Here is a 13,259-nt window from a genome sequence, read left to right on the forward strand (position 1 = left end):
CTTTCCCCGCCTCGCTCGGTTGCCTGCGGCCCTTTGGCACCTTCGTCAGCTTCGGCACGGCGTCAGGATCGATCCCGCCGTTCGACATCATGCTGCTGATGCAGAAAGGCTCGCTGTTCGCCACCTGGCCGTTGTTGTTCCATCATCTCGCCAGGCGCGAGGACGTCGTCGCCATGAGCGAAGAACTCTTCAGCGTCGTGCTGAGCGGTGCCGTGAAAATACCCTTGCACGCCCGGATCCCGCTCGCCAAAGTGGCCGAAGCGCATCGCCGGCTAGAAGCGCGGCAGACGATCGGCGCAACCGTAATGCTTCCTTAGAGCAATTCCCAGTTCAGCCTGGACGCAGCATGGCGTGGGAAATGGCGAAGATGCGTTCGGCGCCGAGCATGTAGGCCATCAGCGTCTCGCGACGGAACAGGCCTGCATAGGCGCGGTCGAGCACGTTGAGCGAGCCGGTGTAGGCGCCGAAGGCCGGCATGATCATGCGGCCGCCATCGGCGGCGAAGCAGCGCCGCCGCACCGAGCGGCCGCGCTGGACGATGCGGGCGCAAGGGTGGAGATGGCCTGATATCTCGCCTTCCACGCGCACCTTCGACGGCTCGTGCCGGAAGAGCAGCGAGCCGATGGCTAGCTCGCGCACGGTCTCGCCGGGCAGGTCGGCCGGCGCGTCGGGATCGTGGTTGCCGGCGATCCAGAACCAGTCACGGCCCGCCATCAGGCTTTCCAGCCGATCTCGGAAACTCGCGTGCATGCGCTCGGCGCCGCCGCCGTCATGGAAAGAGTCGCCCAGGCTGATGACGATCGCCGGCTGGTAGTCGGCGATCGCCGCCTGCAGCCTGAGCAGTGTCGCACCTGTATCGTAAGGCGGGATCAGCGAGCCTCGCCTGGCGAAGGAAGAGCCTTTTTCCAGATGCAGGTCCGATACCGCGAGCAGCCGCAGGTCAGGGAAGTAAAGCACGCCGCGCGGGTCGCAGACGGCGCGCTCGCCGGCGATGCCGATCAGGTCGGCCTCGGCGATCAGCGTTGCGCGCGTCAGCGAAAAATTCATCCCTCTCCGTCCCCAGTCCTTATCGGCCCATGGCCTCCTCGACCAGATCGGCGACTTCCATCAGCAGCGTCTCGTTGGCACCGCCATTGACCGGTTCCTTGCCGATCTCCAGCATCACCGGGATCGCTAGCGGCGAAATCTGGTCGAGATGCTTATGCACGATTCGACCTCGCACACGCGAGAGCATCTCGGCGAGCCTGCTGACATCGAGCAGGCCGGCGGAGGCATCGGTGCGCGTCGCCTGCAGCAAGATATGGTCCGGCTCGTGGCTGCGAAGCACATCGTAGATCAGATCGGCCGAGACCGTCACCTGCCGGCCGCTCTTTTCCTGTCCGGGAAAGCGCTTCTCGATCAGCCCGGCGATAACCGCGCAGGTGCGGAAGGTGCGCTTCAGCATCCAGCTGTCGTTCAACCAGGCTTCGAGGTCGTCGCCCAGCATGTCCTCGTCGAACAGTTGGCCGAGTGACGGCTTCTTCGCCCTGAACAAAGCCGCCATGTCGTCCAGCGCCCAGACGGCAAGCGAATAGTCGGTGGCGACGAAGCCGAGCGGTCTCGCATGCGCGCGCTCCAGCCGCCGTGTCAAAAGCATGCCCAGCGTCTGGTGCGCCAGCCGGCCCCCGAACGGATAGGCGACCATGTAGTGGCGGTTGCCGCGCGGAAAGGTCTCGACCAGCAGGTCGCCGCGCTTCGGCAGCACCGACTTTTCCTTCTGCAGGCGAAGCCAGTCGGCGACCTGCTCCGGCAGGGCCTGCCAGCGATCGCTGTCGGCCAGCATGCCGCGCACCTGCTCGGCCAGGTAGGTCGACAGCGGGAATTTGCCGCCGGCATAGGAGGGCACGATGATGTTGGCTCCGGCGCCGTTGGAGACGACGCATTCGTTCTCGCGGATGCCTTCGAAACGCAGCACCTTGCCGGCAAACAGGAAATTGTCACCGGGGCGCAGCGTCTCGGCGAAATACTCCTCGACCTTGCCAAGCACCGGCCCGCCGCGTCCGGCCATGCCGCGCCCCTGCCGGACATAGCGGACATTGAGCTCCGGCATCTCGACGATGGTGCCGACATTCAGCCGGTATTGCTGCGCGACACTCGGATGCGAGACGCGCCACAGACCCTCCTTGGTCCGGCGGATGCGGGCATAGCGCTCATAATTCTTCAGCGCGTAGCCGCCGGTAGCGACGAAATCGATGACGCGGTCGAAGGTCTCGCGCTCCAGCGCGGCATAGGGGGCGGCGCTTCTCACCTCCACGAATAGATGCCCGGCATCGAAGGGTCCGCCGCAGGCCACGCCCAGCACATGCTGCGACAGCACATCGAGCGCGCCCTTGATCAGCGGCGGCGTGTCCTGCGCGCCAAGATAGTTGGCGTCGAGGGCGGCGCGGCATTCCAGCACCTCGAAACGGTTGGCCGGAATCAGGATCGCCTTGGACGGCTCATCCATGCGGTGGTTGGCGCGGCCGATGCGCTGCGCCAGCCGGCTTGCCCCCTTGGGCGCGCCGACATGCACGACCAGATCGACATCGCCCCAGTCGATACCGAGATCGAGCGTCGAGGTGGCGACGATGGCGCGTAGTGCATTCTCTCCCATCGCCTTCTCGACACGCCGGCGCTGGCCGACATCGAGCGAGCCGTGATGCAGCGCGATCGGCAGCGAATCCTCGTTTGCCCGCCACAGCTCCTGGAACAGCAGTTCGGCCTGGCTGCGGGTGTTGACGAACAAAATCGCCGTGCGGTGTCTTTTTATCGCCTCGTAGATTTCCGGGATGGCGTAGCGGGCCGAATGACCGGACCACGGCACGCGCTCCTGCGAATCGAGAATGGAGATGTCGGGCTTGGCGCCGCCTGCCACGGTGATCAGTCCGGCCATCTTGCCGGGTGGGTTCTGCGCGACCAGCCAGCGGCGCAACTCGTCGGGCTCGGCGACGGTCGCGGAAAGCCCGATCGTCTGCAGATTGGGAACGAAAGCGCGCAGCCGCGCCAGGCCGAGCGCCAGCAGATGACCGCGCTTCGAGGTGACCAGCGAATGCAGTTCGTCGAGCACGATGTAGCGCAAATCCTCGAAGAAGCGTCTTGCATCGTTCGAGGCGATCAACAGGGCAAGCTGCTCGGGCGTCGTCAGCAGGATGTCAGGCGGCGCCAGCTTCTGCCTTTGGCGCTTGTGCGAAGGCGTGTCGCCGGTGCGCGTCTCGATGGTGACGGGAAGCCCGATCTCTTCCACTGGCTTGCCGAGATTGCGCTCGATGTCGACGGCCAGCGCCTTGAGCGGCGAAATGTAGAGCGTGTGGATGCCGCGATGCGCCTCGCCGGGCTTCCGCCTGGGACGGTTGGCAAGTTCGATCAGCGAAGGCATGAAGCCGGCGAGCGTCTTGCCGGCGCCGGTCGGCGCGATCAGCAGCACCGACTGGCCGGCTTGCGCCCGCGCCAAAAGTTCAAGCTGATGGGCGCGCGGTGACCAGCCCTTCCGCCCGAACCATCTGACGAATGGCTCGGGCAGCACCACGGCGGCATTCCGTTCGGCAAGGCGCGGCTGCTCTGTCACGCGCCAGAGGTAGCGCGACGGCGCGCGATCGCCAAGAAAAATCGGAACAAAAGGGGATCAATGTTCCTCGCCCCGTTTACGGGAGAGGAAGGGTCAGGGCCGCCGAAACCCCGTCGGGCCGCCATAGAGATAGCCGATGCGCTCGACGGCCTCCTTCAGCCCTTCGCGCGAGACCAGCATTGTGTGGCCGTTGGCGTGGATCATGGTGTCGGGGTCGGTCATGATCGCGACATGGCCCTTCCAGAAGACGAGGTCGCCGCGCCGCAAGCCCGCGAAGTCAGGTCCCGGATCGAGCGGCTCGCCGATCGATGCCGCCTGCATGTCGGAGTCGCGCAGCACGTCCTTGCCCGTCATGCGCATCGCCAATTGCACGAGGCCGGAGCAGTCGATGCCGAAGCCGGAGACGCCGCCCCACAGATAGGGCGTGCCGAGAAAACCCTCCGCAACCGAAACATAGTCGGTCGCAACTTCGCCTATGGATCGCAGATGGGCCGCGATAAGCGCCTGGCCGGACGACAAAAGGGCATAGGGCGTGCCGCGCGTTTCGGCCGGGCCCGTCACGGTCACCGCCGAGCCCATCGACAATTGGCCGCTTACCGGGATGCGCAGGTCAGGGCCAGGATAGAGGAAGGTGCGCGGCACCGAGACGACATGGGTCGGCGCGTGATCCCTCGCCCCAAGCACGGTGTCGGCGACATAGCCGACATAACCGTCGCGCTCGGCCTGGATCCAGGCCCAGCCTTCCCTCTCCTCGAAGACCAGGACATCGTCGCCGAACACGGCCTGCGTGTTGACGCCGGCATCCCAGCGCGGTGACTTGCGCAGATCCGCCACCGGAACGGAAATCCGCGCCGGTAGCCCGGCGACGAAACGCTCGGCTGAAACCTCGCCTTTCAGCCTGGCATCGGCGAGATCGGAACGGAAGGCGTGGAGGCGGGCATCCCTGGCGGTCAAATCGGCACTCGGTCAGATGGACGATCGGTCAGATGGGCAGTTCATGGGCTCTGGCGATGATACCATCGCCGAAGCGCTCGACAAAGAGCGCGCCCTCGACGGTACGCCTGATCAGGACGTTGCGCTTGTCGAGCTCATCGCGGTGGCGCGACACCAGCTTCAGCGCGCCCATCGTGTCGAGCGCTCGCGTGATGACCGGCTTGGTGACGTTGAGCCGGGCCGCGAGCCCACGCACCGTATGCGGCGGCGGGTCGAGATAGATGGTGAACAGGATCGCCGTCTGGCGCATGGTGAGATCGGGCGCGCCGTCGCGCACCTGCGACAGCATCACCTGCTGCCACAGTCTGAGAGCCTGGCTGGGGCGCATCGAGATCGACATCGCCCCAGCATGCCGGCAAATTGTTTCGGTTCCGTTTCAGTACCGGCGTATTTGGCCCCAAAGGCATCACCCGAAACGCCTGGAGATAATCCGCTCCAGCGCGCGAATGCCCTGCGCCTCGCCGCCGGCAATGCCATGCGCGCGATCCGACGGATTCCAGGCGAAGATGTCGAAATGCGCCCAGCGCGGCGTCTTCTCGACGAAGCGTTTGAGGAAAAGCGCCGCGGTGACCGAGCCGGCGAAGCCATCGTTGGTGACGTTGTTGATGTCGGCGATCTTCGACGACAGCTTTGCATCGTAGGGCCGCCACAAGGGCATGCGCCACAGCGGATCCTCGACCGCCATCGATGCCGCCGACAGCTCGGACGCCAGCACCTCATCGCCGGTGTAGAAGGGCGGCAGATCCGGACCGAGCGCGACACGGGCAGCGCCGGTCAGCGTCGCCATGTCGACGAGCAGCTCGGGCTGTTCGTCATCGGCCAGCGCCAGCGCATCCGCCAGCACCAGCCGCCCCTCGGCGTCGGTGTTGCCGATCTCGACGGTGATGCCCTTGCGGCTCGTCAGCACATCGCCCGGCCGGAAGGCGTTGCCGGCAATCGAGTTCTCGACCGCCGGGATCAAGACGCGCAGCCGCACGTTTCGCCTGGCGGCCATAATCATGGAGGCAAGGCCCAGCACGTTGGCGGCGCCGCCCATGTCCTTCTTCATCAGCAGCATGCCTGATGACGGCTTGATGTCGAGGCCGCCGGTGTCGAAGCAGACGCCCTTGCCGACCAGCGTCACCTTCGGCGCCTCCGGTGGGCCCCAGAGCATGTCGATCAGCCGCGGCGCGCTTGTGGAGGCGCGGCCGACCGCGTGGATCATCGGGAAGTTCTGCTTGAGGAGATCGTCGCCGTTGATTGCCGACACCTGGGCCTGGTGCGTGGCGGCCAAGACCCGCGCCGCTTTTTCCAGCTCGTCCGGTCCCATGTCGCTGGTTGGCGTGTTGACGAGGTCGCGGGTCAGGAAAACGCCATCGGCGATGCGGCGGACATGCGCGGCATCGGCGCCCGCCGGCAGGGCGAAGCGGAGCTGCCTGCCGGGCTTCTTGCCATAGCGGGTGAAGGCATAGCCGCCAAGCACAAGCCCGATCGCCGCAAGGTCCGGCCAGGCCGGCTCGACGGCGAAGTGCCAGTCACCTTCCGGCAGGGCTCTCGCCAGGGCACCAACGGTGAGCGCGCCATCGCCATCGCCAAGGCCGAACAGGACGCCGGCAAGCGCGCCGTCCTCGCCCGGCAAGGGCAGCGTCCTGCCGGCCTCGCCGGAAAAGCCGTTGGCCCGGGCCCAGGCAATCACGGCAGGTGCCAGACCCGCGGCATCAAGGCCGCCGCCCGCGACCAGGTGGACCGGCAGGGCGGTCGCTGATTTCGTCTCGACGAGTTCGACTGGCATTCGATGGTCTCCGCTAGAGCAATTCCAGGAAAAGTGTGTAGCGGTTTTCCGTCCGGAATTGCGAAGAAGCAAATAGTTAGAGCGGTTCGGCGATTCCATGAAACGCTGAACCGCTCTAATGCCGTCCGACTCGGCGTTCTTAACTGTCCGTTAGGGTTAACAGAATATTTCTTCGGGAGGGAAGACGGCCACACAAGGCCGCACACATATGGAGGCCGCAGGCCGATGCTGATCAATGGTTTGATGAACACGGGCAAGCGGCTGATCACCACGGTCTTCATGGCTGCACTCGCGGCAAGTGTCGCCGGCTGCGGTACCAGCAAGCTCACGACCGGCTCCATCGGACGGTCCGACAGCAGGCCGCTGGAGACCATGTCTGCCTCCGAGCTGCACAGCGCGACGGCCAGGCTCGGCGAATCCTATGCCAGGAACCCCAACGACAAGCGGATCGCCACCAATTACGCGGCGGCGCTGCAGATGGATGGCGACGCAGACCAGTCGCTTGCCGTGATGCGCAAGCTGGCGATCGCACTGCCCAAGGACCGCGACGTGCTCGCCGCCTACGGCAAGGCGCTCGCCGCCAACGGGCAGTTCGAGCCGGCGCTGGATGCTGTGCGCCGCGCGCAGACGCCTGAATATCCGGACTGGCGGCTGGTGTCGGCCGAAGCCGCGATCCTCGACCAGCTCGGCCAGCGGGACGAGGCGCGCCAGGACTACCGCAAGGCGCTCGACCTCAAGCCGAACGAACCCTCGATCCTGTCCAATCTCGGCATGTCTTATGTGCTGGAAGGCGACCTGCGCACCGCCGAGACCTATATGCGCTCGGCGGCCCAGCAGCCGAACGCCGACAGTCGCGTGCGCCAGAATCTGGCGCTGGTCGTCGGCCTACAGGGCCGCTTCGACGAGGCCGAGAAGATCGCCTCGCAGGAGCTCTCGCCCGAACAGGCGCAAGCCAATGTCGCCTATTTGCGCCAGATGCTCGCCCAGCAGAACGCCTGGAACCAGCTGAAGGACCAGGACAAGGCAAAAGACACGCCCGCGACCAACTGACGGCATCGCCAGCGTCAGCCGATTCCTCAAGGTCATCGGCAATGGATCAGTTTGAAATTTGAGTTTTAGCTTTCAGCGAGATCGGATCGGTTTCGATCAGACGGAGGGACTTCACCATACCGGCGGTCTCGGCCTTGTATTTGAGAAAATGTGGCGTGGTCAGGTGCGCTTCATAAGCCGCCTGATCGGCATAACCTTCAATGACGCGGACGATATGCGGGCTTTCTCTGACCGACACCGCGAATAGAAAAAGCACCCCAGACTCTAGCCTCACAGAGGCTTCCGTCTCTTCAGAGATGAGAGCGGCGTAGGCGTCGAGGCAGTCGGCGTCGATCTCCAGTTCCGCTATCCTCACAATCATTGGCTATCCGTTTCATGTATGGCCTGCATGCAGCCGGCTTCTCGGCTTCCCTCTTCTCGATCAGCGCGACAATGATCTACCAAAGCTGGTCAGTAACGCCAGCGGCCATTGCCGGCGTCAAGCGCAGCCTTTTTCGTCAGCTTCCGGGTGTCGCTGCCCTACTGACTGCTTGAATTGTGCTGATCGCCGAAGATGCCGCGCTGGCTGACCTGGATGCCGGCCGGCCCCAGGATGATGGCGAACAGCACCGGCAGGAAGAACAGGATCATCGGCACGGTGAGCTTGGGCGGCAGGGCGGCTGCCTTCTTCTCCGCCGCGTTCATGCGCATGTCGCGGCTTTCCGAGGCCAGCACGCGCAGCGCATGCGCGACCGGCGTGCCGTAGCGCTCGGCCTGGACCAGCGCCTGCGACACCGACTTGACCGATTCCAGGCCGGTGCGGCTGGCAAGGTTCTCGTAGGCCACCTTGCGCTCCTGCAGATAGGAGAGCTCGGCGTTGGTGAGCACGAACTCTTCCGCGAGCGCCACCGACTGACCGCCGATCTCGTCGGCGACCTTGCGCAGCGCTGCTTCCACGGACATGCCCGACTCAACGCAGATCAGCATCAGATCCAGCGCGTCCGGCCACGCTATCTGGATCGACTGCTTGCGCTTGGTGGCGCGGTTGTTGACGTAAAGGATCGGCGCATAGAAGCCGCCATAGGCAACCACAACGCAGACAAACAGCTTGATGAAGGGTGGCTGCTGGGGCAGGCCGCCGAGCACGAACAGGTAGACGGCCGCGAGCGCGAAACCGACGAAGGGCAGGACCAGGCGGAAGAACAGGAAGCGCGTCAGCGGATTCTGGCCGCGAAACCCGGCCACTTTGAGCTTCTGCAGCGTGCCTTCATCGGCCAGCGCGCGCCTCAGGTCCAGCCGATCGACGATGTTGCGCATGCCGATCGACTGCTCTTCGCGCAGGCCCTTGCGGCGGCGATCGGCTTCGTTGGCCAGCCGTGCGCGCTGCTTGGCGCGCAGTTCCTCGCGCTCCAGCGCCACCGATTTCATGCGCGACTTAAGCTGGTTGCCGCCAAGCGCCGGCAAGAGCGTGAAGACCGTCGCGAACACCGCGATGCCGACCAGCAAGGCGATCAGAAAGCCGGGGTCGGTGAGGGATTTGACGACCTGGTCTGTCACTGACGCCCCCTAGACTTCGAAGTTCATCATCTTACGCATCACCAGGATGCCGATCGACATCCAGACCAGCGAACAGCCGATGATCAGGTTGCCCGTGCTGGTGGTGAACAGCGGCATGATGTAGTTCGGGCTCGACAGGTAGACGAGGAAGGCGACGACGAAAGGCAGGGCGCCGATGATGACGGCCGATGCCTTCGCCTCCATCGACAGCGCCTGCACCTTGGCCTTCATCTTCTTGCGGTCGCGCAGCACGCGCGAGAGGTTGCCAAGCGCCTCGGAGAGGTTGCCGCCCGCCTGTGACTGGATCTGGATGACGATGCCGAAGAAGCCCGCCTCCGCGCACGGCATGGTTTCGGACATGCGGATGGTGGCGTCGGGGATCGACATGCCCATCTGCTGCGAATCGATGATGCGGCGAAACTCGGTCCTGACCGGCTCCGGAGACTCGTTGGCGATCAGACGGATGGCATCGTTGAGTGGCAGGCCTGACTTGACCGCGCGCACGATGATGTCGAGTGCGTTCGGAAACTCGTTGAGGAATGCCTTGACCCGGCGGCTGCGGCGGAACGAGACGAACCAGCGCGGCAAGCCGAACGCGCCGGCCAGCAATGCGCCCGGCAGCACCAGAAGGGGCGCGCCGGCCACGTAGGCGAGCACCATGAGGGCGATGCCGCAGATCGCCGAGTAGATATAGAAGCGCTCGATGGAGACCTGCATGCCGGCCTGGCGGATCTGCACCTTGAGCGGCGGCTTCTTGACGATGCGATCGTTGGATCTCTGCTTTTCGTCGAGCTGCTTCAGCGTATCCTGGAGGGACTTTCGCCGCTTTACCGCCTCGGCGGCGCGGTCGCGCGAAGCCTTGACGATCGACCGGTCGGTTTCAGCCGTCTTGATGGTCTCAAGCCGCTTGCCGACCTGCTTCTCGTTGCTGATACGGGTGAACAGGAAAGCATAGGCGACCGCGCCGGCGCTGAAGCCAGCCAGCACGACAAACGCAAGTACGGTGCTGTCAATTCCGAACATCGACCAGAGCCCCTACGCCTCCAAATGCGTCAGCCAGCGTTTTTCTCCATAGCCTCGAGCGCGGTCGCGAGGCGCTGCTCCTCGCCATAATAACGGGCGCGATCCCAGAAATGTGGACGGCCGATACCGGTCGACACATGCTCGCCGATCAGCCGGCCGCCCGCGTCCTCACCCTTGATGTTGTAGAGGATGAGGTCCTGCGTGATGATGACGTCGCCTTCCATGCCGATCACTTCGGTGATGTGGGTGATGCGGCGCGAGCCGTCGCGCAGGCGGGCCGCCTGGATGATCACGTCGACCGAGCCGACGACGATCTCGCGCACGGTCTTCTGCGGCAGCGAATAACCGCCCATCGCGATCATCGATTCGATACGGTTCAGGCACTCGCGTGGGCTGTTGGAGTGGATCGTTCCCATCGAACCGTCGTGGCCGGTGTTCATCGCCTGCAACAGGTCGAACACTTCCGGTCCGCGCACTTCGCCGACGATGATCCGCTCGGGCCGCATGCGCAGGCAGTTCTTGACCAGGTCGCGCATCGTCACCTCGCCCTCGCCCTCGAGATTGGGCGGACGGGTTTCGAGGCGAACCACATGCGGCTGTTGCAGCTGCAGTTCGGCGGAGTCCTCGCAGGTGATGACGCGCTCCTCGCGGTCGATGTAGTTGGTCAGGCAGTTGAGCAGGGTCGTCTTGCCTGAGCCGGTGCCGCCCGAGATGACGACATTGCAGCGGACTCGGCCGATGATCTTGAGGACCTCGGCGCCCTGCGGCGAGATCGCGCCGAACTTGACCAGCTGGTCGAGCGTCAGCTTGTCCTTCTTGAACTTGCGGATGGTGAGGGCGGTGCCGTCGATGGAGAGCGGCGGCGCGATGACGTTGACGCGGGAACCGTCGGGAAGGCGGGCGTCGCAGATCGGGCTCGATTCGTCGACCCGGCGGCCAACCTGGCTGACGATGCGCTGGCAGATATTGAGGAGCTGCTGATTGTCGCGGAAGCGTATGCCGGTCTGTTCGACCTTGCCGTTGACTTCGATGTAGACGTTCTTGGAGCCGTTGACCATGATGTCGGCGATGTCGTCACGGGCAAGCAGCGGCTCCAGCGGCCCGTAGCCGAGCACATCGTTGCAGATATCCTCGAGCAATTGCTCCTGCTCGGCGATCGACATCGCGAAATTCTTGATCGCGATGATGTCGTTGACGATGTCGCGGATTTCCTCGCGCGCGCTTTCGGGATCGAGCTTGGCGAGCTGCGACAGGTCGATCGTGTCGATGAGGGCGGAAAAGACCTGGCTCTTGGTGTCGTAGTAGGTCTCGCTGCGCTCGCGCTGGACCTTCTTCGGCTCCGGCGCCAGCGGCGGCGGCGGCGGCTCGACCGGGCGGCGGGCGGGCTGAGCGGCCGGCTCTCCGGCCTGCGGCGGCGCGGCGGGCCGCGCAAGAACCGCGGCGTCCGCGGATCCAGGCGCCGCCGGCCCCGGTGCCGGCTGGCGGAATTCCGGCTTGAACCGGTTGCCGTCGTCAGAGCCTCTCTTACCAAACATGATCGACTACCAATTCCGCCGCCTGAGCGTCATTTCTTGTTGCGCGAGAGCTTGCCGAGAAGCGAGCCGAGACCCGCCTTCTTCTTGGTCTTGATTTCGCTGCGTCCGGTCAGCACATGCGCGATCTCGTCGATGATGCCTACGATCGGGCTCTTGGCATCCATCTCGCCCAGCATGCGCCCGTTGTTGGCCGCGTTGCCAAAGAGCAGCGGTTCGAACTGGATGACCGCCATCGGCGTGATGCCGAGCGGCTCGGCAAAATCCGACGGCCCGATCTCGGGACGCTTCGGCACGCCCGCCTGATTGATGACGAGCCTTGGCGGCGGATCGTTCGGACGCAGCCTTTTCAGCATGTCCACCATGTTCTTGGTGTTGCGCAGATTGGCCAGTTCCGGCGTCGCGGTGATGACGACCTCATCCGCCTTGATGAGGATGCTCTTGGCCCATCCCGTCCAGACATGCGGGACATCTAGGACCAGGAGCGGCGCGCTGCGCTGGGCCGTGTCGATAAGCTGCGAGAAGGCGTCGGAATCGAAGTCGTAGACCCGCTCGAGCGTGGATGGGGCCGCAAGCAGCGACAGGTGTTCTGCGCATTGCGCAAGCAACCGGTCGAGATAGACCTCGTCGACGCGCTCGGGCGAAAACACCGCCTCTGCGATGCCTTGCGCCGGATCCTGGTCGAAATTGATGTTGGCCGTTCCGAAGGCAAGATCGAGATCGGCCACGACCACTTCGGACTTGAACAGCGACGACATCGCCCAGGCGACATTGTGGGCGATGGTCGAGGAGCCGACGCCGCCCTTGGCGCCGATGAAGGCGATCGAGCGGCCGATCGGCTCGGCCTCCGGATCGACGAAGATCGACGAAACCACGCTGACGATGTCGGTCATCGACACCGGTGCGATGACGTATTCGGAAATGCCGGAGCGGATGAGCTCGCGATAGAGGCCGACGTCGTTGTAGTGGCCGATCACCACGACCTTCGAGGACGGATCACAATATTCGGAAAGCTGCGCCAGCTGCTCCAGCAGTTGCTTGGGCTCGCTGCGGGATTCGAGCAGGATCAGGTTGGGCGTCGGCGCCGACTGGTAGAACTCGATCGCGGTGGCGATGCCGCCCATATGAACCTTCAGATGGGCCTTCGCCATGCGCCGGTCCTCGCCGGCGAGGCGGACCGGACTGGCGACGCCCTCGGTTTCGCAAAAAGCCTGGATCGAGATGCGCGGGACCGGCCGCAAGGCCTGCATCGCGGCGATGTCCTGTTGCGAGGTATCGCCACCATCCAGTGGCGCGTCATAGGCAAGATTGCTCATCGTCATGCTCTCTCCCTGACTTGCGCCGCTAGTAGGTCACTTCCGAGTTGCCGAGGAACTCGTCCGAAATGCCTCTGCTGCGATAGATGTCGATCACCTTGCTGCGGTTTTCGGCATCGATGTCGGATTGCTTGCGCGGCCCTAGCAGATCGGCCGGATTGGCCATCTGAGCGGCGAGGTTGTTCTGATACGAGCAGCCATAGTCGGCATAGTGCTTGTTTTCCGACGTCTGAAGCAGGTCTTCGGGCCAGCGTCCGCATTTGTCGGTCTGGGCCTTGATCGAGACGTAGGCGACGCGCACCGGCGCGGACGCTTCAGGCGATACCGACTGGTAGGACGTCATGACGATCCGGCTCCGGCTGACGCCGGCTGCGATGGCAAGCCTGGCGAAGTCGCGGCTGGCGTCAGCCGGAGCCGGATCGTCATGACGTCCTACCAGTCGGTATCGCCTGAAG

Annotated in this window: 13 protein-coding genes; 2 read left to right on the plus strand and 11 right to left on the minus strand. The window is 64.5% G+C overall.

Going from position 1 to position 13,259, the window contains the following annotated elements; genetic code table 11:
- A partial coding sequence (locus EOA33_RS40270; protein WP_245482244.1) for a zinc-binding dehydrogenase occupies positions 1-317 on the plus strand: 317 nt, incomplete at its 5' end.
- A 13-nt stretch (positions 318-330) separates the two neighbouring features.
- Here the strand turns inward: EOA33_RS40270 and pdeM are convergent.
- The 5 genes from pdeM to EOA33_RS05305 form a co-directional block, all read right to left on the minus strand.
- On the minus strand, positions 331-1,047 hold the full coding sequence (gene pdeM, locus EOA33_RS05285; protein WP_126056623.1) for a ligase-associated DNA damage response endonuclease PdeM: 717 nt from the start codon (positions 1,045-1,047) through the stop codon (positions 331-333).
- Positions 1,048-1,066: 19 nt separating this feature from the next.
- Entirely contained in the window at positions 1,067-3,583 is a 2,517-nt protein-coding gene (locus tag EOA33_RS05290; RefSeq protein ID WP_127405135.1) for a ligase-associated DNA damage response DEXH box helicase, read from the minus strand.
- A 93-nt stretch (positions 3,584-3,676) separates the two neighbouring features.
- Positions 3,677-4,537, minus strand: coding sequence for an NlpC/P60 family protein (locus EOA33_RS05295; protein WP_127405136.1), 861 nt, complete (start codon positions 4,535-4,537; stop codon positions 3,677-3,679).
- A gap of 28 nt (positions 4,538-4,565) precedes the next feature.
- Positions 4,566-4,916 carry a MarR family winged helix-turn-helix transcriptional regulator gene (locus EOA33_RS05300; protein ID WP_126056626.1) on the minus strand — a complete coding sequence of 117 codons (351 nt, stop codon included), beginning with the start codon at positions 4,914-4,916 and terminating at the stop codon, positions 4,566-4,568.
- A 66-nt stretch (positions 4,917-4,982) separates the two neighbouring features.
- Complete coding sequence (locus EOA33_RS05305) at positions 4,983-6,347, minus strand: leucyl aminopeptidase family protein (RefSeq protein WP_127405137.1); 1,365 nt, start codon at positions 6,345-6,347, stop codon at positions 4,983-4,985.
- A gap of 225 nt (positions 6,348-6,572) precedes the next feature.
- On the opposite strand from EOA33_RS05305, the gene EOA33_RS05310 reads away from it, so the two are divergent.
- Positions 6,573-7,397, plus strand: coding sequence for a tetratricopeptide repeat protein (locus tag EOA33_RS05310; protein WP_127405138.1), 825 nt, complete (start codon positions 6,573-6,575; stop codon positions 7,395-7,397).
- Positions 7,398-7,443: 46 nt separating this feature from the next.
- Here EOA33_RS05310 and EOA33_RS05315 read toward each other — a convergent pair whose 3' ends face one another.
- The 6 genes from EOA33_RS05315 to EOA33_RS05340 all read right to left on the minus strand — a co-directional run.
- The gene (locus EOA33_RS05315) at positions 7,444-7,758 is read right to left on the minus strand and encodes a putative quinol monooxygenase (RefSeq protein ID WP_127405139.1); all 315 of its coding nucleotides are present in this window, start codon (positions 7,756-7,758) and stop codon (positions 7,444-7,446) included.
- A gap of 158 nt (positions 7,759-7,916) precedes the next feature.
- Positions 7,917-8,933: a type II secretion system F family protein gene (locus tag EOA33_RS05320; protein ID WP_127405140.1), complete on the minus strand. Its 1,017-nt coding sequence runs from the start codon at positions 8,931-8,933 to the stop codon at positions 7,917-7,919.
- A gap of 9 nt (positions 8,934-8,942) precedes the next feature.
- The gene (locus tag EOA33_RS05325) at positions 8,943-9,956 is read right to left on the minus strand and encodes a type II secretion system F family protein (RefSeq protein WP_126056631.1); all 1,014 of its coding nucleotides are present in this window, start codon (positions 9,954-9,956) and stop codon (positions 8,943-8,945) included.
- A 29-nt stretch (positions 9,957-9,985) separates the two neighbouring features.
- The gene (locus EOA33_RS05330) at positions 9,986-11,491 is read right to left on the minus strand and encodes a CpaF family protein (RefSeq protein ID WP_127405141.1); all 1,506 of its coding nucleotides are present in this window, start codon (positions 11,489-11,491) and stop codon (positions 9,986-9,988) included.
- A gap of 29 nt (positions 11,492-11,520) precedes the next feature.
- Entirely contained in the window at positions 11,521-12,804 is a 1,284-nt protein-coding gene (locus EOA33_RS05335; protein ID WP_189375172.1) for a CpaE family protein, read from the minus strand.
- Between the two features lie 28 nt (positions 12,805-12,832).
- Positions 12,833-13,259: CpaD family pilus assembly lipoprotein (locus tag EOA33_RS05340; protein WP_190234201.1), on the minus strand; the 427-nt coding region annotated here is incomplete at its 5' end.

Origin of the sequence: Mesorhizobium sp. M4A.F.Ca.ET.050.02.1.1 (assembly GCF_003997725.1) — a bacterium.
GTDB lineage: Bacteria > Pseudomonadota > Alphaproteobacteria > Rhizobiales > Rhizobiaceae > Mesorhizobium.

Coding starts and splice junctions, on each gene's coding strand:
- pdeM (WP_126056623.1), bottom strand. CDS start 1,047: ATGAATTTTTCGCTGACGCGCGCAACGCTGATCGCCGAGGCCGACCTG.
- EOA33_RS05300 (WP_126056626.1), bottom strand. CDS start 4,916: ATGTCGATCTCGATGCGCCCCAGCCAGGCTCTCAGACTGTGGCAGCAG.
- EOA33_RS05305 (WP_127405137.1), bottom strand. CDS start 6,347: ATGCCAGTCGAACTCGTCGAGACGAAATCAGCGACCGCCCTGCCGGTC.
- EOA33_RS05310 (WP_127405138.1), top strand. CDS start 6,573: ATGCTGATCAATGGTTTGATGAACACGGGCAAGCGGCTGATCACCACG.
- EOA33_RS05315 (WP_127405139.1), bottom strand. CDS start 7,758: ATGATTGTGAGGATAGCGGAACTGGAGATCGACGCCGACTGCCTCGAC.
- EOA33_RS05325 (WP_126056631.1), bottom strand. CDS start 9,956: ATGTTCGGAATTGACAGCACCGTACTTGCGTTTGTCGTGCTGGCTGGC.
- EOA33_RS05330 (WP_127405141.1), bottom strand. CDS start 11,491: ATGTTTGGTAAGAGAGGCTCTGACGACGGCAACCGGTTCAAGCCGGAA.
- EOA33_RS05335 (WP_189375172.1), bottom strand. CDS start 12,804: ATGAGCAATCTTGCCTATGACGCGCCACTGGATGGTGGCGATACCTCG.